21 protein-coding genes are annotated in these 26355 nt (G+C 45.9%); 5 read left to right on the top strand and 16 right to left on the bottom strand.

All coding sequences use genetic code 11. From position 1 onward, the window contains the following. Positions 1-17 precede the first annotated feature (17 nt). The 5 genes from DR864_RS06590 to recJ all read right to left on the bottom strand — a co-directional run bounded on the left by DR864_RS06590 (position 18) and on the right by recJ (position 7861). A complete protein-coding gene (locus tag DR864_RS06590) occupies positions 18-3746 on the bottom strand; it encodes a hydantoinase B/oxoprolinase family protein (RefSeq protein WP_114066208.1) in 3729 nt (1242 codons plus the stop codon). A gap of 108 nt (positions 3747-3854) precedes the next feature. After that, on the bottom strand, positions 3855-4583 hold the full coding sequence (gene gldF, locus DR864_RS06585; protein WP_114066207.1) for a gliding motility-associated ABC transporter permease subunit GldF: 729 nt from the start codon (positions 4581-4583) through the stop codon (positions 3855-3857). Positions 4584-4631: 48 nt separating this feature from the next. After that, positions 4632-5150, bottom strand: a complete 519-nt coding sequence (locus tag DR864_RS06580; protein ID WP_114066206.1) for a DUF4199 domain-containing protein — start codon at positions 5148-5150, stop codon at positions 4632-4634. 145 nt (positions 5151-5295) lie between these two features. After that, positions 5296-6027, bottom strand: a complete 732-nt coding sequence (gene lptB, locus DR864_RS06575; RefSeq protein ID WP_114066205.1) for an LPS export ABC transporter ATP-binding protein — start codon at positions 6025-6027, stop codon at positions 5296-5298. A 112-nt stretch (positions 6028-6139) separates the two neighbouring features. Then, the gene (recJ, locus tag DR864_RS06570) at positions 6140-7861 is read right to left on the bottom strand and encodes a single-stranded-DNA-specific exonuclease RecJ (RefSeq protein WP_114066204.1); all 1722 of its coding nucleotides are present in this window, start codon (positions 7859-7861) and stop codon (positions 6140-6142) included. A gap of 410 nt (positions 7862-8271) precedes the next feature. On the opposite strand from recJ, the gene DR864_RS06565 reads away from it, so the two are divergent. Beyond that, positions 8272-9333 (top strand): saccharopine dehydrogenase C-terminal domain-containing protein, encoded by a 1062-nt coding sequence (locus DR864_RS06565; RefSeq protein ID WP_114066203.1) that lies wholly within the window; start codon positions 8272-8274, stop codon positions 9331-9333. Positions 9334-9467: 134 nt separating this feature from the next. Here the strand turns inward: DR864_RS06565 and DR864_RS06560 are convergent, their stop codons facing one another. Then, entirely contained in the window at positions 9468-10310 is an 843-nt protein-coding gene (locus DR864_RS06560) for an AraC family transcriptional regulator (RefSeq protein ID WP_114066202.1), read from the bottom strand. Between the two features lie 321 nt (positions 10311-10631). On the opposite strand from DR864_RS06560, the gene DR864_RS06555 reads away from it, so the two are divergent. Next, positions 10632-13577 carry a DEAD/DEAH box helicase gene (locus tag DR864_RS06555; protein WP_114066201.1) on the top strand — a complete coding sequence of 982 codons (2946 nt, stop codon included), beginning with the start codon at positions 10632-10634 and terminating at the stop codon, positions 13575-13577. A 41-nt stretch (positions 13578-13618) separates the two neighbouring features. On the opposite strand, the gene DR864_RS06550 is transcribed toward DR864_RS06555, so the two are convergent. Next, positions 13619-15790: a T9SS type B sorting domain-containing protein gene (locus DR864_RS06550; protein ID WP_114066200.1), complete on the bottom strand. Its 2172-nt coding sequence runs from the start codon at positions 15788-15790 to the stop codon at positions 13619-13621. A gap of 139 nt (positions 15791-15929) precedes the next feature. On the opposite strand from DR864_RS06550, the gene DR864_RS06545 reads away from it, so the two are divergent. Further along, positions 15930-16532, top strand: a complete 603-nt coding sequence (locus DR864_RS06545; protein WP_114066199.1) for a DNA-3-methyladenine glycosylase — start codon at positions 15930-15932, stop codon at positions 16530-16532. 18 nt (positions 16533-16550) lie between these two features. Here DR864_RS06545 and DR864_RS06540 read toward each other — a convergent pair whose 3' ends face one another. Continuing rightward, a complete protein-coding gene (locus DR864_RS06540) occupies positions 16551-17282 on the bottom strand; it encodes a tyrosine-protein phosphatase (protein WP_114066198.1) in 732 nt (243 codons plus the stop codon). Positions 17283-17386: 104 nt separating this feature from the next. Further along, positions 17387-17839 carry a D-aminoacyl-tRNA deacylase gene (gene dtd, locus DR864_RS06535; protein ID WP_114066197.1) on the bottom strand — a complete coding sequence of 151 codons (453 nt, stop codon included), beginning with the start codon at positions 17837-17839 and terminating at the stop codon, positions 17387-17389. Between the two features lie 196 nt (positions 17840-18035). Between dtd and DR864_RS06530 the strand changes: the two genes are divergently transcribed. After that, positions 18036-19523 carry an arylsulfatase gene (locus DR864_RS06530; RefSeq protein WP_114066196.1) on the top strand — a complete coding sequence of 496 codons (1488 nt, stop codon included), beginning with the start codon at positions 18036-18038 and terminating at the stop codon, positions 19521-19523. A gap of 150 nt (positions 19524-19673) precedes the next feature. On the opposite strand, the gene kbl is transcribed toward DR864_RS06530, so the two are convergent. Beyond that, the gene (gene kbl, locus DR864_RS06525) at positions 19674-20885 is read right to left on the bottom strand and encodes a glycine C-acetyltransferase (protein WP_114066195.1); all 1212 of its coding nucleotides are present in this window, start codon (positions 20883-20885) and stop codon (positions 19674-19676) included. A 4-nt stretch (positions 20886-20889) separates the two neighbouring features. Next, positions 20890-21843: an NAD-dependent epimerase/dehydratase family protein gene (locus tag DR864_RS06520; RefSeq protein WP_114066194.1), complete on the bottom strand. Its 954-nt coding sequence runs from the start codon at positions 21841-21843 to the stop codon at positions 20890-20892. A gap of 194 nt (positions 21844-22037) precedes the next feature. Between DR864_RS06520 and DR864_RS06515 the strand changes: the two genes are divergently transcribed. After that, on the top strand, positions 22038-22502 hold the full coding sequence (locus tag DR864_RS06515; protein WP_013930683.1) for an Lrp/AsnC family transcriptional regulator: 465 nt from the start codon (positions 22038-22040) through the stop codon (positions 22500-22502). 94 nt (positions 22503-22596) lie between these two features. On the opposite strand, the gene DR864_RS06510 is transcribed toward DR864_RS06515, so the two are convergent. The 5 genes from DR864_RS06510 to DR864_RS06490 are packed head-to-tail and all read right to left on the bottom strand — an operon-like array spanning position 22597 to position 26257. Then, complete coding sequence (locus tag DR864_RS06510) at positions 22597-23352, bottom strand: LytR/AlgR family response regulator transcription factor (protein WP_114066193.1); 756 nt, start codon at positions 23350-23352, stop codon at positions 22597-22599. Further along, a complete protein-coding gene (locus tag DR864_RS06505) occupies positions 23349-24359 on the bottom strand; it encodes a sensor histidine kinase (protein WP_114066192.1) in 1011 nt (336 codons plus the stop codon). Before DR864_RS06505 ends, DR864_RS06510 begins: the two co-directional genes overlap by 4 nt. A gap of 1 nt (position 24360) precedes the next feature. Then, complete coding sequence (locus DR864_RS06500; protein WP_114066191.1) at positions 24361-24999, bottom strand: SCO family protein; 639 nt, start codon at positions 24997-24999, stop codon at positions 24361-24363. Next, a complete protein-coding gene (locus DR864_RS06495; protein WP_114066190.1) occupies positions 24968-25537 on the bottom strand; it encodes a toxin-antitoxin system YwqK family antitoxin in 570 nt (189 codons plus the stop codon). Before DR864_RS06495 ends, DR864_RS06500 begins: the two co-directional genes overlap by 32 nt. After that, positions 25538-26257, bottom strand: coding sequence for a YHYH protein (locus DR864_RS06490; RefSeq protein WP_229599588.1), 720 nt, complete (start codon positions 26255-26257; stop codon positions 25538-25540). Between the last annotated feature and the right edge of the window lie 98 nt (positions 26258-26355).

Genomic DNA, 26355 nt, shown 5'->3' with positions numbered 1-26355 from the left:
CCGAAAAACATAGTACTTTAAATGAGGTTTCCGTAACCTCCACCGCCGGGAGTTTCAATGCTTAGTGAATCACCCGCTTGAGCGTCTACGCTGCAAACCCCTGATAATGTTTCAGTTGTTCCATCTTTTCGGGTCAGGATTTGCCGCCCCGTTTGCCCGTTTTGCCCACCTGCTAAACCATACGGTGGCACTTGGCGGTGCTGGGTAATGAGCGTGACGCGCAGCGGCTCTAAAAAGGTAATTTCGCGGATAACACCCTCGCCGCCCTGCCATTGGCCGCTGCCCCCTGAGCCTTCTCGAATGGCGAACTGATTTAGCCGCACGGGATACCGCCGCTCTAGTTCTTCGGCATCGGTGATGCGTGTATTGGTCATGTGCTGATGCACTGCCGAGCGCCCGTTGGCTCCTTCGCTTGCGCCCGTACCGCCGCAAATGGTCTCGTAATAGCCAAATTGCCCGTTGCCAAACAGGAAATTATTCATCGTTCCCTGACTGCAAGCCGCTAATTCAAAGGCTTTTAGCAGCGTGTCCACTAATCGTTGGCTGACTTCCGTATTGCCTCCTACCACGGCGGGGCATTGCGTGGGGTCGTCGCTGAAATGAGGGTGCAAAAAGCTGTTTTCGGGTAAAATGACTTCGACGCCTTGCATCAATCCTTCATTCAAAGGGATATTTTTGTTGACCAACAGGCGTAAAACGTATAAAATAGCGCTGTAAATAATGGAAATGTTGGCGTTGAGATTGTGGGGGTGACAGGGTGAGGTGCCCGTGAAATCAAACTGTGCTCCCCCTGCCAAGCGCGGTGTAATCTTGACCTGAATGCGATGCCCGTCATCCAATGATTCGGTAGCGGCAAATGATTTATTTTGATAGGGAATCAGGGCTTTTTGTAAAGCGTCAAAAGCACTGTTTTTCAGTAACTTCATATAAAAATGCACCTTTTCTAAGCCGTGTTGCGCCACAAGACTTTGAAGGGCCGCTTCGCCAGAGCGTAGCGAAGCAAGGGCGGCGTTGATGTCGGCAATGTTTTCGGTCAGGGCGCGGGTGGGGTAGGAAGATTGAGTAAAAAGACGCTCAATGCTTTCCCATTGCATTTCGCCGTTTTTGACCAAATACGTTGGTAAAATAACTACCCCTTCTTCGTTGAGCGTGGTGGCGTCGGGGGGCATAGAGCCGGGCGTTCGACCGCCGATTTCGGCGTGGTGCGCGCGGTTGATGACGTAGCCAATGAGGTGTTGGTCGGGCGTAAATACACCCGCCAGAATCGTCACGTCGGGCAAGTGTGAGCCGCCGTATTTAGGGTGGTTGGTGATGATTACGTCGCCCGGGCCAATAGTAATTTTTTCGCGAACCAATCGCGCGCACACGCCCAAACTGCCCAAATGCACGGGAATATGGGGCGCATTGACCAGTAATTCGGCGTTCGCGTCCAACAAAGCACAGGAGAAATCAAGCCGCTCTTTGACGTTGACCGAAAAAGCGGTACGCTGCAATTGTGCCCCCATTTCTTCGGCAATCGCCATAAAACGATTGGTGAAAAGCTCTAGTTCAATGGCTTGATTGACATCGGTTTTAGTGACGTTTTTTTGGTTTTGGGCCGTACTTTTAACAACCACATCTCGCGTTGACGTCACCACTGCTTGCCAACCTTCAGGGATGAAAGAGGTTGACGTTGGATTGAGCAACACGGCGGGTCCATTGAAAAAATCATTCACCGAAAGCTGTTCCCAATCATACACAGGATAATGTGCGTGTTTGATTGGATTGGCTTCATTTTCAGCGTAATATGTAATGGATGATTGTTTTTTTTTGCCTTTTTCTCCCGCTATTATTTTTATGCTTTCCACTTCGATGGGAAGCGTGGTGGGACAATATCCAAACAACTGTTGGTACTTTTCGCGGAATTGGTGCGGGAGGTTTTCGTGGGTTTGATAGCTGATTTCCAACGCATTTTCTTGCCCTTTAAAACGTAAATAAAGCAACACAGCGCTCACCTCAACGGCACTTATGCCTTCATTTTGAAGAATCTCTTCGGCTTTTTGAGAAAGTTGAGCAATGCGCTCGTCGAGCTGATTAGTTAGTTCATCCAACGGTTTAAGAACTTGCTGACTCACAATTCGTTCTACCCGCGCCTGACCCATGCCGTAAGCACTCAACAAGCCTCCATCGTAGGGTAAAATGACCGTTGAAATGTTCAGGATTTCGGCCAATTGACAACCGTGCAAACCGCCCGCGCCGCCAAAAGTAAGCAGCGGATATTCTTTGGGGTCAAAGCCCTTGGCCACGGAAATGCGCCGAATGGCCTCGGCCATTTTTTCGTTGGCAATTTGCTCAAACCCACGCAATAATTCTTCTTCCGAAAGTTGTTGGTTGATTTGGGTAAAAATGCGCTGCTGAATCGCCTTTAATGCCTCGCGCGATTTGTCTATCCGTACGGGAATCCCAAAACGAGACGTGTCCAATTTTCCTAATAATAAATTAACGTCGGTGATGGTCAGTGGCCCGCCCGCTCCGTAGCAAGCGGGGCCAGGATTTGCGCCGGCACTCTCAGGACCTACGCGGAGTTTTTGTCCATCAAAAGAGCAAATGGAGCCGCCACCTGCGGCAACGGTTTCGATGGCGAGCGTGGGGTTATGGAGCTCGATGCCTTCAATTTTAGTGACAAATTCTAAGTCTAATTTACCGTCAAAACGGGCGGTGTCGGTGCTTGTTCCACCCATATCGAAGGTCAGACAGCGCTCAAAACCAAGTTGTTGGGCAATGGCTGCGGCCCCCACCATGCCCCCCGCTGGGCCACTAAGTAAACTGTCTTTTGCCCGAAAAGTATCCGCGCTCACCAAACCACCTGCGCTCGTCATGACGCGTACGGTTTGCTGTCCCAGCGCGTATTTTATATTGGTAAGGTATTCTGATAATATAGGTTGTAAATAGGCATTTACCAGCGCCGTTTGGGTCCGTTTTAGGTAATTAATGCCCGCGTATAATTCTGAAGAACTGCTGATGGAAGGATATTTTTGGGCACTGAGGGCGGCCCCAAGTTGCTGCTCATGGGCAGGATTCAGATAGCTGTGTAGAAACGAAATAGCCACCGAATGATGAGCGGAGCAGGGCAAAGCAACGTTGGAATCATCAAAAGGAGCGATTATTTCTCCTTTGGCGTTCAAACGTTCGGATATTTCAATCACTTCGTCATAAAGCAACGTCGGTTCAGGAATGGCTAATTGGAATAAATTAGGGCGTTGTTGGGTACCGATTCGTACGGCATCTTTAAAGCCTTTGGTCACATAAAGCGTCACTTTTGCTCCTTTTCGTTCCAGCAGTGCATTGGTGCCTTTGGTGGTGCCAAGCCGCATCGAGAGGGAAGGAAAAGGCTGGTTTAAAGGGGTTTTGGTAACTATTCTTGTGGCAAGAACGGGGGCTTCTTCGTGGGTAGTTACTTCAAAATCGACGGGAAAAATGGTACCTGTCAGGTCAATTTCCTGTTCCAATTCAAGCACATCTCCGCTAAAATTCATGACTTTGATAAACGTATCTCCCCCCACAATTCGAAAATCATAACCCGTTAATAGGGTACTTTCAAACGTCCATTGGGTAGCGGTCTTGTACGTTTTAGGTCCTGTTTTTTTGAGAATTTGACCTCTCAAAAAGCTGCTGCTCAGTACTTTTGTGCGTTTTAAAACGCCCGAGCCGTTCAGGGCCAAACAATCAGTAAAGGTGCCTCCCGTATCAATCCAAATTTGCCACATAAAAGGTGAAGGTTTAAAGCTAAAAGTGAAGGGTTAAAGGCTCAAGATGAGGGGCTTATTCCCTCATCTTCGTAGCTTTTAACCCTTAGATTAATCTTTATGTTGATGTTATTTTCGTCGTGCTGCCACCCTGCTTTGGGTCAACCACAAAAATAACAGTGTTACGCTGAAAAGATAAACAACATTTCGTGAGTCAATCAATCCGCGCCCCAAATCAGCGTATTGTTCGTCTAGCGAAATCCACGATAATGGATACGCCAATGAACCCCAAAAGTCTAGTTTGGCCACCGCACCGATGCCGTTATAGAGCAAAAACGAAATAAAAACGCCCAGTACAAAAGCCACAATTTGGTTGTCGCTCAGCGAAGAAGTCCACAAACCTACCGCAACAAATACGGCACTCAAGAGGGCAAGACCGATGTAAGAACCGAAAATTTGGGCCGAATCTACGTTGCCTACGGGGTTGCCGAGTTGATAAATGCTGTAATAATAAAGCAACGTCGGGAGCAATGTCACAAGGGCAAGTGCCCAACTCGCCCAGAATTTGCCCAATATTAACCCCCACGTACTGAGGGGTTTGGTCAAAAGCAATTCGATGGTTCCGTTGCGCACTTCTTCGGCCAAAGCCCGCATGGTGATGGCGGGAATCAGAAACAACAATACAAAAGGGGTGAGGTTGAAAAAGGTCCCCAAATCAGCGTAGCCATAATTGAGAATGTTGGTGTCGGGAAAAACCCACATCAACAAACCGACGGCGGTCAGAAAAACAGCCATGACAATATAAGCTGTCAGTGAACTGAAAAAGGAGTTGATTTCTTTACGAAAAATAGCGAGCATAAGCGTACGGTACACCAGAAGTTTGACGAAAAAATAGAAAACAGTTTACTATTCTAATTCAAAAGGCTTGTCCTTTTTCATAATTGCGGATACAATCAGAGAAATAATAAAGCCGATTAAAATAGCGCCAAAAATACTTAGCGCAAAAGTAATACCCGGGCTTGAAAACTTTTCGCTCATTGCCAATGCCTGTTCTACCTGCGCATCGTCCATGCCCCTGTTTTCTAAATCTTCACGGACTTTATCGAGGATTTGTTGGCGTAAAGTGTTGTCAATGAATTCATTGTAAATATAAGAATAGACCGCAGAAATAAAGCCCCCAACGGCCGACATCAGTGTGCCGATGCCAAGACCTTGGCCGTAGGTCATAAAACCACCGTTCAGGGTTCGGTATTCCTTCATTCCCAGCACCATCGCCGCAATCGTAATGATGGCCCCGAGCCATGCCAGAGCGCTGTTGGCGGCTTGTCCAGAAACGTAAAGAATTGTGATAAAGACGATACTGGCAACGCCTGAAATAATGCCAAATTTGAGTGCGGTACGAGCGGTAGTTGTTTGTTGTTCCATAATGTTGTTGGTTAAGAAGTTGGATGATGGGCAAAAGTAAATAGCGCAGGGGAACGAAAGATAATTAATGGATAGATGGTTGCAATACCAGCTAAGTGGCGCTTAAAAATGACCGCTTAGTGGGTAATTGATAACCCATTGACAATTAAATTTTTCGCTTCAGTTCAAAACTTTGCCCTAAATACAACCGTCTTACTTGCGGGTCGGCGGCGAGTTCTTCGGGGGTACCCTGTTTCAGGATTTTACCTTCGAACAATAAATACGCGCGGTCGGTGATCGACAGCGTTTCAGATACGTTGTGGTCGGTAATCAAAATGCCGATGTTTCTGAATTTTAATTTGGCCACAATGGTTTGAATATCCTCTACCGCAATGGGGTCAACTCCCGCAAAAGGCTCATCCAAGAGAATGAATTTGGGGTCAACGGCCAAACAACGGGCAATTTCAGTGCGCCGACGTTCGCCGCCCGACAGCACCATTCCCTTGTTTTTGCGTACGTGGTGCAGGTTAAATTCATCCAAGAGCTCTTCGCATTTGGCTTTTTGGTCGGCCTTGGTGAGGCTGGTCATTTCAAGAACGGCAATGATGTTTTCTTCAACGGTCAAGGTTCTAAAGATGGACGCTTCCTGCGCTAAGTACCCGATTCCGAGCCGCGCTCGTTTGTACATCGGAAGGTCGGTAATGTCTTTATCGTCAATGTAAACGTGGCCGCTGTTGGGTTTTACCAAGCCCGTGGCCATATAAAATGAGGTAGTTTTGCCAGCACCGTTGGGACCCAATAGCCCCACAATTTCTCCCTGTCCCACTTGGTAGCTCACGTTGTCGTTAACGAGGCGCGAGCCGTATTTTTTTATTAAATTTTCGGTTCTTAGAATCATAAGCTATTCTATACTACTGTTTTGTCGTCACTGGTGGTGCAGGTCGTGGCTTCGCGGAGAAGCTATTTTAGACTGCCTAGCACCTAGCGACAGACGCGTAGAACGAGTGTTATTACTCAAATCGGATGTCTTTCAGATACAATTGTAACGTCGTTTTATCCCGAAACGTATTTTCTTCAATGGTATAGGCGATGGAAAAAGGCTTGCCAGTGATGAGTTTGGGATACAGATCAGCCATGCCAAACCCAATGGCGGTAAATTTCACGGCTCCCTGTGGAGAAGGTTGAAAGACCTCTATTTTGAGGTGTTTTTCCTTCATAATGGTTGGCGTGCCGCTCAAGCGCACGTCGTGGCTCGCAAATACGGGCGTCATGTTTTCGGGACCGAAAGGTGCCATTTGTTTAAGAATATTGTAAAATTTGGCGTTGATGGCGTTCAATTCCAAATCCATGTCAATATCAACGAGCGGGGTAAGTTGTTCGGGAGAAATCCGATTTTTAACAATCTCGTCAAACCGCATCCGGAAGGCGGGTACGTTGTCGACCGCCAAGGAAAGCCCCGCCGCAAAGGTATGCCCGCCAAACTGTTCTAATAAATCAGCGCATGCCTCAATGGCTTCGTAGACGTCAAACCCAGGCACCGAGCGCGCCGAGCCAGCGGCTTTGCCGTGCGAATTGGTCAGGATAATGGTAGGGCGGTGAAAATGCTCGATACATCGGCTCGCCACAATGCCCACCACGCCCTTGTGCCAGTCTTCTTTGTACAAAACTGTGCTGTTGGCGCTCACCATCCAAGCGTCCTCGCGAATCATGTTGAGGGCTTCGTCGGTGATGCTCGTGTCAAACGTGCGGCGGTCGCTGTTGTGTTTGTTGATTTCCTGCGCAAAAGCTTCGGCCTCATCTTTGTCGTTGCAAAGCAATAGCCTGACAGCTTCTTTGGCGTGGGCAATTCGACCAGCGGCATTGATGCGGGGCGCAAGACCAAAGACCACGTTGGTGACGTCGAGGTCGTTTTTGAAACCCGCAATCTCAATCAGCGCATTGAGGCCAACGCGTTTGCGTTCATTGAGTTTTTTGATGCCATAAGCGGCCAAAATGCGATTTTCTCCCGTGATGTGTACGATGTCGGCGGCAATGCTTACCACCAATAAATCGAGCTGGTCCATGAGTTCATCCTCGTCGGCAAATCCCTGCTGACAAAGTGCCTGTAAAAGCTTGAAGCCTACCCCGCAGCCCGTCAATTCTTTATAAGGATACGCGCAATCTTCCTGTTTTGGGTCCAGAATGGCCACGGCAGGCGGCAGGTTGGTGTCTGGGCGGTGGTGGTCGCAGATGATAAAATCAATGCCGCGACTTTTAGCATCGGCTACTTTATCGGCGGATTTGATGCCGCAGTCGAGTGTAACAATGAGCGAAAAACCATTGGCTTCGGCATAGTCAATTCCCTGCGACGAAACGCCGTAACCTTCAATATAACGGTCAGGAATATAGTATTCAATGGAAGGATAGTGTTTTTTTAGAAATCCATAAAAAACCGCCACCGACGTAGCGCCATCGACGTCATAATCGCCGTAAATGATAATTTTTTCCTGATTTTCAAACGCTCGGAGCAGTCTTGACACGGCCTTGTCCATGTCTTTCATCAGAAACGGATCATGGAGGTGTTCGATGGAGGGACGAAAAAAAGCTTTGGCGGCCTCAAACGTGGTGATGCCTCTTTGCACCAACAAACGCCCCAAAAATGGATTTACGTTGATAGAAGCAGCGAGGGTATCCGCTTGGGCTTGTTGATTGGGCGTTAGGGTTTGTCGGTATGTCCAGCGTTTGGTATTCATAGTCTGCAAATTAACGAAAATCATTGAAAGCTTTTAAATTTAATGGCTTAACGGTTACGTCTATTCTGCGGTACTTTCGGCAGAAATGCGCTGTTTGTGAGTTGTTTATGATTGGGTTTTGATAAACAATACAAAATGTCACTGGGGGTATTTTTTGTTTTTTTAACTACGACTTGCCCAAACAACAAAGGATTTTTACATTTGCTCTGCTATGAATCCTGAACTCAAAAAATCCCTCGCTCGTTTGGCCTACCTTCGTAGTGCCTGCTCCTTTGTTCCCTAATTTTCTGATTTGCCACGCCCGACTGACAGGAGTGCTTATTTGTATTTCATGGATTCCCTGCGGGCGACAAACCCATTTTTGTTGTTTTCAACGTCATTATTGTATTTCATCCAAAAATCAACAAATTATGCAAAATGTATTAATTATTGGTTTGGGTAAGGTTGGCTCATTGGTGGCTACCTTGCTCAACAAACAATTTAACGTAAAAGGTTTGGACAAGCGCCGACCTACAAAGTCTCTCCCTTTTGAAATCATCGAAGGGGACGTAACCAATGAAGCTTTTATCGAAACTACGCTGGCTGATTTCGACGCGGTGGTGTCGTGCATGCCTTATAATCTCAACTTGCCCATTGCCAATGCCGCCTATAAACTGGGAATTCATTATTTTGATTTGACGGAAGATGTTCCCACTACGGCCGCCATTCGCCAAATGGCCGAAACACACCGTGGGGTGATGGCCCCTCAGTGCGGATTAGCGCCAGGATTCATCGGAATTGTGGGAGCAGATTTAGCCAAACGATTTAATAAACTCCGTGACATCGAACTCCGCGTGGGAGCGCTGCCTTGTTATCCCAACGGGCTTTTGGGATATTCTTTCACGTGGTCGCCGGCGGGGGTCATCAACGAATACATCAACGACGCCGAAGTTATTCACAACGGCGAACGCAAAATGGTGTCGTCGTTGGATGGTATCGAAGTAATAAATATTGAAGGTCAGGAGTTTGAGGCATTTAGTACGTCAGGGGGGCTTGGTACTATGTGTGAAACCTATCTCGGGAAAGTTGATACCCTAAACTACAAGACCATTCGCTATCCTGGACACGCCAAGCTGATGCGGTTTTTGTTATATGAATTGATTTTGAAGAACAATCGTCAGCAAATTGAAGAAATATTGACTTCGGCAAAACCGCCTGTTAAAGAGGATGTTGTGTATGTGTATGCCGTGGTAGAGGGTTGGCAAACTGACGGACTGGCCCGTGAAGAATTTTATAGAGCGTACCACCCACGTCTCATTGACGGGCAACACTGGAGAGCTATTTCTTGGACTACGGCGGCTTCTATTGCGGCGGTGGTAGAAATGGTAGCAGCGGGAACCTTACCCCAGCAAGGATTTATCAAACAAGAAGAAATACCCTTTGAAGCATTTTTGGCTACTGAAAACGGGACTTTTTTTAGGGATAATAATTAAAACTGAATGGGTAGACGCAAGCGGATTTCCATGATTTAAACAAGTGAGTACACGTTTTTTAGCAGAAGTTATTGATGACGAGCATTTTATGCTTGCCATCAATAACTTTTTGCTGATAATATGGCTTGATTTCTTTAAATTAATTCCTTCTTATATTCTCTGGGTGTTTTACCCGTTACCGACTTAAACGTCTTGGTAAAATGTGATAGGTTATTAAACCCGTTGGAGTAACACACATCCGTAACCGAAGGGTTTTGGGTAAACATCTTACACGCCTGTTTTACCCGGTACTCATTCACAAAATCGGTGAAAGTCATTTGGGTTATTTTTTTAAAATAACGACAAAACGAAGGGACGGTCAGGCTGGCCAAGTCTGCGACGGTTTGTAAGTCAATCTCGCTGCGATAGTTTTTTTCGACAAAAGCGTAGATTTGTCGGATGCGGGCCTCTTCTCGGTGGCTGTGCTCGTACGAAATTCCGTTTATTTTGAGCAAATTATATTCTTTGGTGGTGGCCAATTCCTGCAAAATCAGTAATAATTGAATGAGTCGTTCAAAGTAATTGAGCGACGGCATCCGCAACATTTGTGAAGCTACATTTCGTTGGGTTTTTCCGTAAAAATTAAGCCCCTGTTTCGATAATTCAAAAAGACGTTTGATTGCGTGAAGTTCGGGGCTTTGCAAAAAAGATTCTCCCAGAAAGTCATCTCGTAACTGAATGACGATTTCTTCGTGTTCATTGTCGGCACCGTAACCAAAATTAAGGTGTGGAATATTGGGGCCGATAAACATCAAAGCGCCCTCTTCAAAGTGCGAAAGGTGCTGTCCGATGTGCCGTTTTCCGGTGCCTTTGTGGATATAAACAATTTCGTATTCGGGGTGCTGATGCCAAAAAAAACGATCTTCATGCGAGCGCCAACGCAGTACTTTAAAAGAGCTACCTTTGTCGGGCGTGATGTTCTCGTACTCGGTTTTCATGCTTGATTGTCGTGTATTGTTGCGCAAATATTGTCAAAATGTTAAAACAGAACAAATTGTGGAAAAAAGGGTATGATTTTTTTAGGAAAGAAATTAGGACATTTGTATCGTTGTCAGAGAAGCAATCACACTACTTTTCTCACTAAAAACCTATGATGATATCAGAAAAAAGCGACTTTGGTCGCTTTTTTCTTTTAGTTGAATTCAAAACTTGTTTGGAAGGTACTACGGGCGTATATTTGTAAACGTTCGAAAAGTGGCGTTACTTTTTGAGTATACGTTTTGGATAAATCTCTTCCTTTTGTTCGGTAAAATTTTAGTATGAAAGTTGCTACTACTCAGCCTTTTTCCATTGTCTATTCTCTTTTTCAGCACGAGTATCTCGGGTATTTGTTTGGGTCTTACGTGGTGCAAGTCAATGGAAAAGGAGAGCTGACGCTGCTGAATCAGATTGTTTCTTCCAAAAACGTGGCGGAATTTTCGAAGGGATTAGATGAGAATGATTTCGAATTGGTGAAGGCCATTGATGCGATTCAGCAGGATACTATTTTTAAAAAGTTCAACCCAAAAAAACTCCCCGCATTAGATTTTTTTCTGAAAGTGTATGACCCCCAAAAAGGCGACAAACTGATACAAGAGGCCATTGCAGGCTACGTGGAGAAATGGAAAGTGGACATATTGGAGCGTCTGAAATCCAAGGATTTATACGTGATGGGCTCCGACGACAATCCTGCTTGGAAGAAAATTCAATGGATGCCTGAGCGGGCCAAAGTTTATTTTCATTTTAAGCGCAACGAAGAAAATACGCATTATTATCCCAACATAAAATACGCAGGCGAACGCCTGCATATTCGAAATCAGAATGCGCTGCTGGTTTGTGATGAACCCGCATGGCTGTTGATTCAGGACAAATTATACCATTTTGACCAATCGGTGGATGGGAAAAAAATACGTCCGTTTTTGACCAAACCCCAAATCATTATTCCGCGCACGGTTGAGGAACAGTATTTCCAGCGATTTGTGGTACCTCTGGTGGCAGCTTACGAAGTGTATGCTGATGGGTTTGAGATAAAATACGAGACCGCCGAACTGATTCCCATTCTTCACTTGACTGAACTGACGCATACTTCAAATAAGGTTGCCACGTTGTTTGAACCGACGGATGACGATGACATCATTGCCACCGACGACACGTCGCAAGTGGTGCTGGAGTTGTCGTTTCGGTACGGAAATTTCTTGTTTAAGTTTGATAGCTTTGCGGCCAATGCCAACGTGAGTTTGGAAAAAAGCGGTGATTCTTACCTCTTTCATAAAGTGAGGCGGGACATCCGCGTTGAAAAAGCCAAGGTGTTGTTGCTCAAAGGTTTGGGGCTGGATATGTTACAGGGTCGCAAAAAAATGGCTCGAAGCGAGGCCTTTGAGTGGCTCAGAACCCACCATTTTACGTTGAAGGAAGCGGGAATTCAGATTCGGCAGAGCGCAGAAAACGGAAAGCAGTACTTTTTGGGGTATTCCTCCATTGATATTTCGTTTGAAGAAGGCCGCGATTGGTTTGACATATACGCCAAAGTGCGTTTTGGAGAGTTTGAGATTCCGTTTATAAAGCTTAAAAACCTGATTTTGGCCCGTAAAAAGGAATTTACGCTGCCCAACGGTGAGATTGCTATTATCCCCGAAGCGTGGTTGACGGCGTATTCAGAATTGTTTGCATTTGCGGAGTATGATCCTGATAGCCAGCAGTTTTTGTTACGTAAGCACCACCTCGCCCTTGTTCAGGAATTTGCGGAAGATAGCCTAGCCAAGGTAATCATGAGCCGTAAATTGGAACAACTGCGCGACTTTAAAGAAATCGACGAAAATCCATTGCCCGAAGGTTTTGTGGGCACGTTGCGCCCATATCAAAAAGCGGGGTATGACTGGATTAATTTCTTGAATAGCTATCGTTTTGGAGGTTGTTTGGCCGACGATATGGGCTTGGGAAAGACCGTGACCACCTTGGCCATGTTGCAGTACCAAAAAGAGAAGGGGGCCAATCGACCTTCGCTGCTGGTGATGCCAACGTCGCTGTTGTACAACTGGCAACTGGAGGCGCAGCGCTTTACGCCCCAATTGCGGGTATTGGTCTATACTGGCACTTACCGCGATAAAAATCCCCGCCAGTTTGACGATTACGATTTGATTTTGACTTCCTACGGCATCGTGCGTATCGACATCGATATGCTGAAAAACTACCCATTTCACTACATCATTCTGGATGAATCGCAGGCCATCAAAAACCCATCGTCGCACATTACCAAGGCCGTGATGCAGCTGGATGCCCGCAATCGGTTGATTTTAACGGGAACTCCACTCGAAAATACGACCATGGATTTGTGGACGCAAATGACCTTTGTAAACCCTGGTTTGTTGGGTAGTCAATCTTATTTTAGGTCGCATTTTCAGGTGCCGATTGAAAAACACAATGACGAGAAGCGCTCGCAGAAGCTGTATTCACTAATCAAACCGTTTTTGTTGCGTCGCCATAAGTCGCAGGTTGCCTTGGATTTACCGCCCAAAGTGGAGAGTGTCCATTATTGCGACATGGTAGAGGAGCAGGAGCAGCGCTACGAAGAGACCAAGTCGTATTATCGTAACTATATTTTAGAGCAGATTGAGGAAGAAGGCATTGCCAAATCGCAGATTATGGTGTTGCAGGGGCTGACCAAGCTGCGACAACTCGCCAATCACCCGCGCATGATTGATGAAGAATATGAGGGCGAATCGGGCAAATTGGAAGAGATTCAGACAAAGTTGGAAGAACTGTTAGCAGGAGATCATAAGGTGTTGATATTCAGTCAATTTATTCGACACCTTACCATTTTGAGACGTTATCTTGATACGCGCGGCATTCGGTATGCGTATTTGGATGGCTCCACTACCGACCGTCAGGCGCAGGTAGAACTTTTTCAGGAAAATGATGAAATAAAAATCTTCCTCATTTCGCTCCGGGCGGGGGGCTTGGGGTTGAATCTTACGGCAGCCGATTACGTATTTATTTTGGACCCGTGGTGGAACCCAGCCATTGAGGCGCAGGCCATTGACCGCGCCCACCGCATTGGGCAGCAACGGACTGTTTTTACCTACAAATTCATTACCAAAAACTCGGTAGAAGAAAAAATTCTAGACTTGCAGCGAAGCAAGCAAAAACTTTTTAATGAACTGATAACCACCGAAGAAAGCTTTGTAAAATCCCTGACCAAAGAGGATATTATTGATTTGCTGGCGTAGGGGGGGATATACTAAACCCCAAGGCTTCCTCCTTCAAAAACTCACCTCAAAATCAACAAATTTCCCCGAAAGATATGCCCTTCTGATTGGGTGATGATTTGGTAGGCGTAGTTTCCTGATGGCAATGAAGTTCCGTTGAATGTGCCATCGAAAGGCTGTTTATTATTCTTTGAAGAATTGTAAATGGCGTGCCCCCATCGGTCAAAAATCTTGATTTCGGCCGCTGGAAATTCCTCCAATCCTCTGGGCTCCCAAGTGTCGTTGATTCCGTCGCCGTTGGGAGTAAAGGCATCGGGAATATATACCCCCTGAACGATGGTAATCGTAATGGTATCTTTACTCGTGCAACCATTTGAGCTGCTGACGGTGAGTTGATAGGAGGTGGTTTGGTCAGGGTTGGCGTAAGGACTGGCAACAGCAGGCGACGACAGCCCCAATGCGGGCGTCCATTGAAAATTAAAGCCGTTGGAAGTGTTCAGTGCGTTGTTTTGATTCAACTGCACTCCCCCGACGGACGAAATGAATTGGTCGGGGCCCAATTCGAGTGGAGGCGACGCGAGCACAACGGCGGTCTCGACGGCGGTGCCCTTCAGGCAGGCCTTGGGGTCGTCGAGCAGGTAAGAAATCGGGTGCGTTCCAACACCCGCATTTTTGGGCGAAAAGGTATTTTTGTTCACTCCGTCACCGCTAAATTTACCCCCTGCTGGCGTGCCAACCAACGCAACTAAATTCGTGTCGTTGCTGCATCTGATGGGAATGATATTCATGCTAACTTTAGCGGTGCTGTCTGGCCTAATGACTAGTGGATTGGATTGGCCTTGGCAGCCGTTTTGGTCAGTAATGGCTACGGTGTATTGCCCAATCTGTGTTACTTTATAGGTTGAGTCGATTGCCCCCGCAATGGTCACACTGTCGCGAAGCCATTGAAACTTGACCGATGGCTCGGAGGTCAAGGTCGAAAGTTTTAGGGAGCCACCGGGGCACAACAAGCCGCTTGGCACGGAAGATTCGATCAATACTTTGGGATTGGGAACAATCGTGATGAACGCCGGCGACGAGGTATTGGTGTTGCAGGCCCCTTTTTTTGTCAACGTCACGGTGTAGGCTCCTCCTTCTTTTACCACCAAAACAGAATCTTTTTGCCCCGCAATCACGGCCCCGTCTTTGAACCATTCGTAAGTAATATTGGGCTGTTTGGCTCCCGCATTGAGCTGGACGGCTTTGCCCTCGCATACCTTGGCAGAAGCAGCGACGCTGGGGCGATTCACTTCGCTGATTCTAATAACGGCAGGCGGTGGCGGAAGGCAATCTTCCACCTTGATTTGGTATTCACGGTATATTTCGCTCAACGGTACGCCGTTGCGGCTGTGTTTGATTACAAAGCCGACGGAGTAGACCCCCGCTTTGGTAGGTTTTGCCGAAATGGGTAAATTAGCAACTCCTTGGGCGTTAATTAAAAACATGGTTGGCAGGTTAAAATTCCCCCCTGGCAGCATTTGATTGGGGGAAAATCCCGCTTTCCAGTCCACGGTTCGGTAGCGGATTTTCGCGGTTGAATCACCCGTAAGGGGAGAGGTGTTTTGGAGAAGGATGGTGTAATTGCCGCGTCCTAGGCCCGTTTTGAGGGGATTGGAGCCTACTTGGAGACTGAAATTGGTGTCTTCGTTGGTACAAAAATAATTGAATGAATCAGGGGTCCACTGCGGCGTGGTTTTTCCGGGCTCTATGGTGTCAAAATATTCCCAAAGGTACTGAGGTGAAAACCAATGATAGAGTACTATTTGAGAGGAAGCAACGTTTTCGGTGGGGTTTCGGTTGCCCACGGGGGCATTAATGATGTAGTAGCCGTCGGGGTCAGAATATTTATCGGGTTTGAGAATTAAGCTTTGATTGTAATGGACAAATATATAGTCTGTCTTTTCGCTTTTGTTGCAGGAAGTGGCTGATTTTGTACCGCTTATGTCTTTGCTTTTGTCGGCAAAAAACGTTTCAATTAATTCGTTGTCTTTTTTTCGGTAAATGCCGAAACGGAGCCGATTGGGGAGCGCTTCATAACCCGCTTGGTCGGCAAAGAAAGTACAGCCTATATCGTATACATAAGCAACATTTGTAGTTTGATAGCGCCGGTCAATCTGCCCTCCAAAGATGCGTTGAGCCTGAGCCACCAAACACAAACCTACCAAACCAAAGGCCAAAACAATAGAGTAGCGCATTCGTTGTTTATTGAGACCGAATGTCAAATTTAACAAAAAAAGATAAACATTGGTGACTACTCGGCAAAGTTAAAAACAGAATTATTCAAGGGTTTGTTATAAAAAAAATGCAAAATTTGCGCTAAAAAGGCATTTATTCATGCAACGTTTGGACCTCAAATTTTATCAAAAATACGAAACATTATCGTTAGCAAAACAGCTTTTGGGTTGTGAACTGGTACACGAAAGTCCCGAAGGGCGCACCGCTGGAATCATCGTAGAAACCGAAGCCTATCTCACAGGTGACCCCGCTTGCCACGCCTACCGAAAAAAAACGGTACGAAACGCTGCCATGTTTGGCCCAGCAGGTTCGGTGTACGTGTACCTGATTTATGGCATGTATCACTGCGTCAACATCGTCAGTGCGGAAGAAGGAAAAGGGGAAGCCGTGTTGATTCGTGCGCTGGAACCTACCGATGGGGTTGAATTGATGGAACTGCGACGGGCAGAAAGAAAAGGTGATAAACCGAAGGTATATTCGCTACGTGAACTTTGCAACGGGCCGGCAAAACTGGTGCAGGCCATGGGAATTACCCTCGCGGGTCACAATGGTAGCTCGCTTTTGGACGACGCCCTCTACCTTACTCCGCCCAAACAGACTGATTTTGAGGTGGTAACTACGACGCGCATCGGCATTACGCAAGGAGCAGACTTGCCGTATCGTTTTTACATCAAAGGAAACCGCTTTGTGAGTAAAAAATAACTTCTGGGAGAGGTTATCCTAAAGTTTTGCATTTAACCACTCGGTATTTTCAATCAGACGCACCAATTTGCTGTGTGAAGAAATCCCTTTGAGCGCTTCCAAATGACGGCTGTGGTGCAAATCCGTTCCTAAAAAAGAGGCCTGTTTGTTCTGAACAAGTTGTTGACCCATCGCTTGGGTGTGTTTTCCGTAATAACCCACCAACGAAAGCAAGTTGACCTGCAACAAACATCCGAGCGATTTTATGCGCTCAAAGTCGTTCATGGATAAATAATTATACCTTTCGGGGTGGGCCAAAATCGGAATCAGGCCTTGCGCCTGAATTTTAAAAATCGTGTTTTCGTAATTAAGCGTCGGTGCCACGTACGACATTTCAACCAACACGTAGCGGTTGGCAATGGGTATCAATTGATCATTTTCCAACAAGGCATCAAACCCATCGTCTAGCATATATTCAGCCGATGCTTCCAGTTTAATTTTTAAACCTGCAGCGGTTATTTCCTCATTTACCTTGGCGGCGAGGGCTTTGATGTCGTTGGGTTTGTTGGGGTACAATTCCCGCATTACGTGCGGCGTAGTAATCACTTTTTGATACCCTAGTGCCTCCAATTCTGTGAGGTAGTGGAGGGTGGTGGGCATATCGGGGCTTCCATCGTCAATTCCGGGCAATAAATGGGAGTGCATATCGGTCGCTAGCCATTTAAAAATTCGGTGCGTTTTTCCAGAAAATAGACGTTGAAGAAAAGACATAATTTGGAACGAATTGGAAATGTTAATTGAAAGATTCCCGTCTGTTATTACTTAGGTATATGGGGAGTTTTAAATGATGAAAGTACAACAATCTTGTAAAATAATTACACCTTATTTTTAGAGTCAATCACAATCGTTACGGGGCCGTCGTTGAGCAGGGATACTTTCATGTCGGCACCAAATTCACCCGTTTGAATTGGGCGACCCAGTTCTTCCGCAAGGCGTTGAATCATTCGGTTGTACAAAGGAATGGCGACCTCGGGCCGCGCGGCTTCGATAAACGACGGACGGTTGCCTTTTTTTGTACTTGCATGTAGTGTAAACTGGCTGATAAGCAGTATGTTGCCGTCAATGGATTTGAGGTCAAGGTTCATTTTTCCTTCGGCGTCGGAGAAGATTCTCATACCGACAATTTTCTTGGCCAACCATTCGGTATCTTCGTCGGTATCGGTGTGCGTAATACCTAAAAGTACCAAAAAACCCTGTTGAATTTGGCCATTTATTCGGCCTTCTATGGTGACGGAAGCTTCCGACACGCGCTGGATGACTGCAATCATTAAGGATAAAATTGTAAGGTGCAAAGTAAAGGCTAAAAATGTTCAAGTACTACATATTTAATCATAAGGTGGGGTAAAACCGCCCAAATAGGGTCGAAATGAGCCATAATAGTTTCGTTGGAAATGAGGTTTTGCGAGTATCAATTGGGATAACTTGCCTTTATTTTACAGTTTTATTCACCCATTTTTTTTCTCTATGTTTCGCGCCCTCGTTTTTGCTTTTGTTCTCGTCCTCGGTTATGTATCGGTAAGCTTTATGCCTCCAGCCAACAAGCCCAACATTATTTACATTTATGCCGACGACATGGGCTACTCCGAACTCGGATGCTACGGCCAACAGAAAATCCGGACGCCTCATCTTGATAAAATTGCCGCTGAAGGCATTCGGTTTACGCAACACTACACAAGTACGCCCGTGTGTGCGCCCGCTCGGTGCCAATTGTTGACCGGAAAACACGCGGGGCATTCCTACATTCGTGGAAATTATGAGTTGGGAGGCTTCGCAGATTCGTTGGAAGGCGGACAAATGCCGCTATATCCGGGCACGTTTACCATTGGGCGGATGTTGCAGCAATCGGGCTACAAGACTGCCTGCATCGGCAAATGGGGCTTGGGCATGGCCAATACCACGGGCAACCCCAACCAACAGGGATTTGATTATTTTTATGGGTATTTGGACCAAAAACAGTCCCACAATTTCTATCCGACGCACTTATGGGAAAATGGGAAATCGGTTCCTTTAAACAATACCTACATTGATGTTCATCGCCGCCTAACGCCCGAAACGGCTACTAAAGAAGCGTTTGCGTATTACCGTGGGAAAGACTACGCCATCGATAAAATGTCCGAAAAGGCCCTAGCTTTTGTGCGTGAAAACCAAAATAGGCCTTTTTTCCTGTATTTGCCTTTTACGGCTCCGCACGTTTCGTTGCAAGCCCCCGAGTCGGCGGTGGAGGAATACATCGGAAAATTTGAAGAAAAACCGTATTTGGGACAACAAAATTATGCTTCCACGCCTCATCCACGCGCTACGTATGCGGCCATGATTACGCACATGGACAAGCAGGTGGGTGCGTTGATGCAGTTGCTGAAAGATTTAAAATTGGACGATAACACCCTTGTCATGTTTTCTAGCGACAACGGTGCGACCTTCAACGGTGGGGTAGAAGCGGCCTTTTTCAAGAGTGTTTCTAACCTACGTGGGTTAAAAATGGATGTCTACGAAGGCGGCATTCGGGAGCCGATGATTGCGCGTTGGCCGGGACGTATTCCTGCGGGTAAAGTGACCGACCTCGTGTCGGTGCAGTATGATGTACTGGCAACGCTGGCCGAAGTAGCGGGGTATAAACAACCTTTGGATACCGACGGAGTGTCGTTTCTACCGACCTTGTTGGGCCAAAAAGACAAACAGAAAAAACGTGAATTTATCTATTGGGAATACCCCGAAAAAGGCGGGCAATTGGCGATTCGGATGGGTTATTGGAAAGCCGTAAAAACCAACGTTCGTAAAAACCGTAAAGGCCCTTGGGAGTTGTACGATTTAAGCAAAGACGAAAGTGAAACCACCAATGTAGCCGCGCAGCATCCCGAATTGTTACGCCAATTTGATGCCATTGTTCAACGTGAGCATGTGCCCTCGCACCTTAAAGAATGGGAGTTTGTAAGCCCTAAATTTGCGGAATAAAGTACCATGTTTAATTTGGCGATTTGCGCTGGGTTGTGAGCAACCCTTTCGTTGGTTTTGAGAAACCAACATCACTATCCTATCTTTTAACTACTAAAAAAGCCGAACTACTTAGTAGCCCAGCTTTTTTTGATAGGAATAGTGCAAATGTTAATTTTCTACAGTTTCAGTCACGGGAATCACGCCTAATTTTTGTCCTACTTTCGTAAACGCCGCCACGGCCCGTTGGAGATGTTCTGGCTCATGCCCCGCCGAAATTTGTACGCGGATGCGGGCTTTGCCTTTGGGCACTACGGGATAAAAGAACCCAATGACGTAAATACCCTCTTCCAACAATTGTTTGGCAAATTCCTGGGCCAATGGCGCATCGTAAAGCATGATGGGCACAATCGGATGTTCGCCGGGCAAAATATCAAACCCAACGGCGGTCATGGCCTCGCGGAAGTAACGCGTGTTGGCTTCGAGTTTGTCGCGCAGTGCAGTTGAGGCCCGCAGCAATTCCAACACTTTAAGCGAAGCGCCTACAATCGAAGGAGCTAAAGTATTGGAAAACAAATATGGTCGCGAACGTTGGCGTAGCAATTCCACAATCTCTTTCCGTGCCGCCGTAAACCCACCCGACGCACCGCCGAGGGCCTTTCCGTACGTGCCCGTGATGATGTCGATGCGGCCCAGTACGTTTTTGTGCTCGGGCGTACCACGGCCCGTTTTGCCCATAAAACCGCTGGCGTGGCATTCGTCTACCATGACCATCGCACCGTATTGGTCGGCCAAATCGCAGATTTTATCCAACTGCGCAATGGTGCCGTCCATCGAAAATACACCATCGGTAACAATTAATACCCGTCGGCAGGAGGTAGCGGCCTGAAGTTGTGCTTCCAAATCGGCCATGTCGTTGTGTTTGTACCGAAAACGTTTGGCTTTACACAAACGGATACCGTCGATGATGGAGGCGTGGTTGAGTTCGTCAGAAATGATGGCGTCTTCTTCCCCCAATAAAGGTTCAAAAACCCCGCCGTTGGCGTCGAATGCGGCTGCATACAAAATGCAGTCTTCGGCCCCCACAAACTCCGCTGTTTGGCGTTCGAGTTCTTTGTGAATGTCTTGCGTGCCGCAAATAAACCGCACCGACGACATTCCGAAACCGTGGGTGTCGAGCGCCTCGTGGGCGGCCTTAATCACCTCTGGGTGCGAAGAAAGCCCCAAGTAATTATTGGCGCAAAAATTCAGTACTTCGCGTCCGTCTTGCACCGCAATTACGGAAGATTGAGGGGTGACGATGATGCGTTCGGTTTTATAAAGGCCCGCTTCTCTGATGGCGGCCAATTCTTTTTGAAGGTCTTCTTTTATGCTTCCGTACATGGCGTTAGGCAGTTACGTGATACAATTCGTTGAGATGGGTAATCATTTCGTGCGTCATTTTGGGTAAATCAAACGCGGGTTTCCAGCCCCAATCTTGCCGCGCAACCGAATCGTCAATGCTTTTGGGCCATGAATCAGCGATGGCCTGCCGAAAATCAGGGGCATAAGTTACCTTAAAATCAGGGAAATGCTGTTGGATAGAGGCCGTCAATTCGGCGGGTGTAAAGCTCATACCCGCTAGATTATAAGAAGTCCTAACGGTGATGTTATCGGTGGGGGCTTCCATTAATTCAAGCGTGGCGCGGAGCGCGTCGTCCATGTAAATCATGGGCAAACGGGTGTCTGCGGCCAAAAAACATTCGAAATTATGGCCTTGAACGGCTTCGTGGTAAATGGCCACGGCGTAGTCGGTGGTGCCGCCACCGGGCATGGATTGGTAACTGATGACGCCCGGATAACGCAACGAGCGTACATCCAGTTTGTAGCGTTTGTGGTAATACACCGACCAATTTTCGGCGGCTACTTTGCTAATGCCATAGACGGTGGCGGGGTCCAAGACGGAAGACTGCGGTGTTTCTTCTTTGGGGGCATGTTCGCCGAAGGCGGCAATCGAACTCGGTACAAAAACCTTGTTTAGATTAAACGTTCGGCCTATTTCTAAAACGTTGAGTAAAGTCTGCATGTTGAGGTTCCACGCCCACAATGGGTCTGCTTCGCCTTTGGCCGAGAGCACGGCCGCTAAGTGATAAATTTGGGTAACACGGTGCCGCTGAACGATGTCGGCCAGTGCCGTTACGTTGGTGGCATCTAAAACTTCAAAGATGGCTTCCTCGTGTCCCGTTTGACGAATATCAGTAGCGATGACGTTACCGAATCCGTACATCGTTTGGAGGCGCGGTAAGAGTGCCGTGCCGATTTGCCCGTTGGCCCCAATGACTAAAATAGTTTCGTGCTTCATGGTTCAATGGGTGTTGAGTAACTGATTTTTGGAATATTGATGAAGTGTAATTCGTGGCACAAAAGTAGTTAGGCCGTTAGAATTTGTAAAATAGTGGTATAAAATCAGTTAATATTGTGGTATGGTATTTAAAATGAAGTTAAATTTGTTGAATTGTATTAAAAGAAGATAGGATAGAAAGAAAAATTTTCGGCATGGAACAACTCGACGACATCGACAAGAAACTGCTCCGCCTTTTACAGGCCGACGCCAAGCTCACCACGAAAGAATTGGCCGCTACGCTTGGCCTGACGTTGTCGCCCGTGTATGAGCGTATCAAGCGGCTGGAAAACCTTGGTTTTATCAAACAATACGTGGCGATTCTGGACAAAGAACTGCTTGGGCAGCCCATCACCATTTTTTGTCAGGTGTCGATGCGCTACCACGACAAGGCGTTTATCGAAAACTTTGAAAAAGAAATTCAGAAGCTAGAAGAGGTACAGGAATGCTACCACATGGCGGGTCAGGTAGATTTTTTATTGAAAATCAACATGGGAAGTCTGGACGAATACCACGGTTTTGTGCGCAACAAACTCTCTAAAATCGAAAATATTGGCACGCTCAACAGTACCTTTTCGTTGAAGGTCATCAAGCAGAGTTTGGGGTATCGGGTGGGGTGAGGAGACTAAATGAATGACAAATAAGCGAATTTGTCTTTGTTGGTGTTATTTCACCAACAAAATTCAATAAGCTTCGCTAGGTTGATGCCTTTCATTACGAATCCAGCCAAATTTTAAAGTCAGCTACTCGCTCCCTGCTCACAATGTTTGCGTCGCCTTCTGGCAATTTGGCAGAAATAGACAACCGACCATTAAAATAGGTGCTTGCCTTTTCAATGGCCTGAATATGCAAGATTACTTTTCGGTTTATACGAAAGAAATCTTTGGGTAGCAGAATTTTTTCCAGTTGGTCCAACGTATAATCGATAATGTAACGGCCTCCTGCGTTGGTTACTAAAAAAGAAATGCTGTCTTGGGTCTCAAAATGATGAATCTCATCGGCTTGAATGGTAGTAATGCTCTGCCCAGATTTGACTAAAAAACGAGTTTTGTATTGGTTGTTGAATTGCTGATAGGCAAGGGTGATGGTTTCAAGCAAGTGCTTATTGCCTGAATGTCTTTGTTTCTTAAATTTTTCAACGGCAAACGTTAGCTCTTTCAACGAAATGGGCTTTAACAAATAATCAATGCTATTTTGCTTAAAAGCTTGAATGGCATAATTGTCGTAGGCGGTTGTGAAAATAATGGGAATTTCAGGCTGGATGCAGGAAAAAATCTCGAAACTGTTGCCATCTGCCAAGTGAATGTCCAGAAAAAGCAGATCTGCCTGCAAGCCGCTCTCAAATGCCTTTACGGTAGCGGCCACCGAATCCAAATATTGGATTACCTGAACAGTAGGGTCTATCTTCAACAGTAACAAATGCAAATGCTCTGCCGAAAGCTTTTCGTCTTCTACGATTACAATGTTCATGGCTTTAAAAGTAAAGGCAAAATTACGGTAAATGCTTTATCCGTACGGATGATTTCTATTTTGTCGTCGGTAAAAAACTGGTATCGTACTTGCATATTTTTTAGTCCTGTCTGTGAGCTTTTGACTTTATCGCTTCGGGGCTGAATCGGATTTGTGATCAATAACCGATTTTTTTCGGTGAAAATCGTTACCTGCAACGGGTTGGCCTGTGAGGTTTCGTTGTGTTGAATGGTGTTTTCGACCAACATTTGTAGACACATGGGTGGCAAATAGAGGCTTTTAGCAGGGGCTGAGATGTTGAGGACAAACCTAATGCTGCTCCCAAATCGTATTTTTAATAAATACATGTAATGTTCTAGAAAATCTAACTCTTCTTGTAGATTGACCAACTCGGCATTTTTGCTGTCCAATACATACCGATACACTTTTGACAGTTCGTTGATAAAATCAACTGCTTTGTCTTGGTTTTGGTACACCAATGAACTCAATACGCTGAGATTATTGAACAAAAAGTGGGGATTAAGTTGGTTTTTTAGGTTTTCAAGTTGGGCGGTTGCGCTGGCAGTTTTATATTTTTCAATTTCTACCATACTTTGGTTCCAAGCCCTAAAAAATTGACTTGAAATATAGCTCACTAAGCCCAAAAAAGTAATAATTATGGCTGGAATAAACATCTGCCTGATGGCTTTGTTGAGCAAACGTATTTCGCCGAATTTAATAAAATGAAGGAAGTTCATTAATAAAAACAGCGAAATAGCTGTAAAAAAAAGGCTAAAGACAAATTGACTGAATATTCTTTGTTGCGTATTGCCTAACCAACTGTATCTTTTTTCTAATTGCTGGTCAATATAAGTATTGCCTTCCCAGAGTATCAAAACGATGAAGGGGATGATGAATAAGTCGGGTTCTAAAAAATCAATTAATCTAAAGAACAGTACTTTAAACAGGAGGGCTACCAAGACGGCAATACCGAATTTTTTTAGTACACGACTTATAGTTCTGTTCACGTTATTCTCCTTTCAGCGTTTTTATATCTTCCAATAGTTTTTGCATTTCCAAGCTCAGGGTTCCGTTGTAGATGCCTCTGATTCTCTTGTTTTTATCTACCAAAATAAAGTGCTCTGTATGAAGAAACTCTGTACTGTCTTTACTGAAGCCAATGTCTTCTTCGGCAAAATATGATTTTCGGGCCAATTGATAAATGCCTGATTTACTTCCGGTTAAAAAATGCCACTGTTTATTTTTGATTTGGTGTTTTTCCGTAAATTTTTTAAGTACGGTAGGCGTATCAATCCAGGGCATGACCGAAAAAGAGAGAAGTACAATGTCATTCGTTGCGCTATCACTGACAATTTTCATATTTTTGGTCATTACTGGACAGATACTTATGCAGGAAGTAAAAATGAAGTTGGCAACGTGGATTTTTCCTTCGATGTTTTCCTGTGAAATGAGGATACTGTCCTGATTTAAAAAAGAAAAATCGCTGATGCTATGCGAGATTTTTTCTTTTATCTCCGCTTCGTTTTTGACAAATAGGGGCGTAAAATCGGGATCATTATAATAGGGCAATGCCGTGGTACCCGAGCCATTTTCAGTACAGCCGAGCAGGAGCATGCTACTTAACAACAAAAATGCTGTCTGATACATTTTTACAGTTTTTGGTGCCCAATAATCCGTATCTTTTCCCTTTAATGATGACATAATTGGCGCGTATTTTTCCATTATCATACCACATTTTTTGAGGTCCTTCCTCTTGTCCCTTTACATAAGTACCCAGATGATACAACTTCCCGTTTTGGCTCCATTCCTTCAATTCACCCTCATAGGCATCGTTTACGGCCATAAATTCAAATCGTTTGGTGCCGTTTTCCCAATAAGAGACCTGTTTGCCGTGTTTTTGCCCGTTCAGGTAATTTCTTTCTTCCCGTAACTGTTTGTTTGGATACCATTTTTTGTACAGTCCACTCAGCTTGCCTTTGTAATAACCTTCCAAGGCGAGTGTGTCATGGGTGGGAGAGAGTTCCACCAAAAAACCGTTGTAGGCTTGATTATCCACAAAAACAATGTCATTTTTTACTGAGATACTGCCCGAAGATCGGAGAAGATAGGTTTTAGGGACGGTTTCTTTTGGCTTGCTGCAAGAGCAGGCCAGAAGAAACCAGAAAACTGTTTTGTAAGATTTCATTTATTGCGTTATCGTTCCTGGCGTTCCGTAATAGCCGCTTCCATTCAGGTAAGGTGCGTCGGCGGTAAAATGATAGTGGTAGATACCGTTTGGATAATCGGCCGTGGGGTGCGTATGCCCGTGATAGGCATCCAGCATACTGCTGGTCACAGTTGTGCCATTTTCTTCTTGTGGCCCGTACACGGGAAAGCCGTCCAATAAAAAGCCCATCAGGCCTGATTTTGTGGATTTGACGGTGGTCAGATACAACGGCTCAACGTGATAATGGTACACGCCAGTGTTTTGGGGGTGTCCATAGTATTTATCAAAACTCGCAATCTCGCCCGTTAATGCTTGGTTGTTGGGGCCAGCATATTGATTAAACAACGCTACGCCATTGAGTGCAATCCCGATGGGCCCCAAGGGCGTGGCAGCGTGCGCCGCATCCACTTTGGGGTTTAGCGGAATTTTAACAGTGGCGTTATATTCGGCAATCGTATTCGGATTCTTGGCAAAATTGACTCCGCTGAAGGTCTTCCCGCTGTAAGCTTCATACAACGCATTTCCTGCCGCATAATAGGGGCTTTTATGGTCGGGTAAGTTTTTGGTTTTGATGGTGATGTAGGTGCCGTCGCTGGTAATGCTCGTGGCTCCGTAAATTTTTTTGTAAACGGCAGGCACTTCGGTAGAAACAGGAGTCGTGGTGTCGGTGTCGTCACTGTTACAGCTAGCCAAACTCATTGTAATGAAAATTGCGAGCGCCAATTTGTTGATGGGTGTTTTTTGGGAATCCATAGTTGATTTGGTTAAATAGTTGAATTTGAGGCCTGTGTGGCTGA

This window comes from Runella rosea, from assembly GCF_003325355.1.
GTDB lineage: Bacteria > Bacteroidota > Bacteroidia > Cytophagales > Spirosomataceae > Runella > Runella rosea.
This window is presented reverse-complemented; position numbering and strand designations above follow the sequence as displayed.

Bases quoted from the DNA above. Each gene is read 5' to 3' on its own strand.
- DR864_RS06520 (WP_114066194.1), bottom strand. From the start codon at position 21,843: ATGAAGCACGAAACTATTTTAGTCATTGGGGCCAACGGGCAAATCGGC.
- DR864_RS06490 (WP_229599588.1), bottom strand. From the start codon at position 26,257: ATGAGTTTGGCTAGCTGTAACAGTGACGACACCGACACCACGACTCCT.
- DR864_RS06560 (WP_114066202.1), bottom strand. From the start codon at position 10,310: ATGAAAACCGAGTACGAGAACATCACGCCCGACAAAGGTAGCTCTTTT.
- DR864_RS06495 (WP_114066190.1), bottom strand. From the start codon at position 25,537: ATGAAATCTTACAAAACAGTTTTCTGGTTTCTTCTGGCCTGCTCTTGC.
- DR864_RS06590 (WP_114066208.1), bottom strand. From the start codon at position 3,746: ATGTGGCAAATTTGGATTGATACGGGAGGCACCTTTACTGATTGTTTG.
- DR864_RS06545 (WP_114066199.1), top strand. From the start codon at position 15,930: ATGCAACGTTTGGACCTCAAATTTTATCAAAAATACGAAACATTATCG.
- DR864_RS06530 (WP_114066196.1), top strand. From the start codon at position 18,036: ATGTTTCGCGCCCTCGTTTTTGCTTTTGTTCTCGTCCTCGGTTATGTA.
- recJ (WP_114066204.1), bottom strand. From the start codon at position 7,861: ATGAATACCAAACGCTGGACATACCGACAAACCCTAACGCCCAATCAA.
- DR864_RS06540 (WP_114066198.1), bottom strand. From the start codon at position 17,282: ATGTCTTTTCTTCAACGTCTATTTTCTGGAAAAACGCACCGAATTTTT.
- DR864_RS06510 (WP_114066193.1), bottom strand. From the start codon at position 23,352: ATGAACATTGTAATCGTAGAAGACGAAAAGCTTTCGGCAGAGCATTTG.
- kbl (WP_114066195.1), bottom strand. From the start codon at position 20,885: ATGTACGGAAGCATAAAAGAAGACCTTCAAAAAGAATTGGCCGCCATC.
- DR864_RS06550 (WP_114066200.1), bottom strand. From the start codon at position 15,790: ATGCGCTACTCTATTGTTTTGGCCTTTGGTTTGGTAGGTTTGTGTTTG.
- gldF (WP_114066207.1), bottom strand. From the start codon at position 4,583: ATGCTCGCTATTTTTCGTAAAGAAATCAACTCCTTTTTCAGTTCACTG.
- DR864_RS06500 (WP_114066191.1), bottom strand. From the start codon at position 24,999: ATGTATCAGACAGCATTTTTGTTGTTAAGTAGCATGCTCCTGCTCGGC.
- DR864_RS06565 (WP_114066203.1), top strand. From the start codon at position 8,272: ATGCAAAATGTATTAATTATTGGTTTGGGTAAGGTTGGCTCATTGGTG.
- DR864_RS06555 (WP_114066201.1), top strand. From the start codon at position 10,632: ATGAAAGTTGCTACTACTCAGCCTTTTTCCATTGTCTATTCTCTTTTT.
- dtd (WP_114066197.1), bottom strand. From the start codon at position 17,839: ATGATTGCAGTCATCCAGCGCGTGTCGGAAGCTTCCGTCACCATAGAA.
- DR864_RS06515 (WP_013930683.1), top strand. From the start codon at position 22,038: ATGGAACAACTCGACGACATCGACAAGAAACTGCTCCGCCTTTTACAG.
- DR864_RS06580 (WP_114066206.1), bottom strand. From the start codon at position 5,150: ATGGAACAACAAACAACTACCGCTCGTACCGCACTCAAATTTGGCATT.
- lptB (WP_114066205.1), bottom strand. From the start codon at position 6,027: ATGATTCTAAGAACCGAAAATTTAATAAAAAAATACGGCTCGCGCCTC.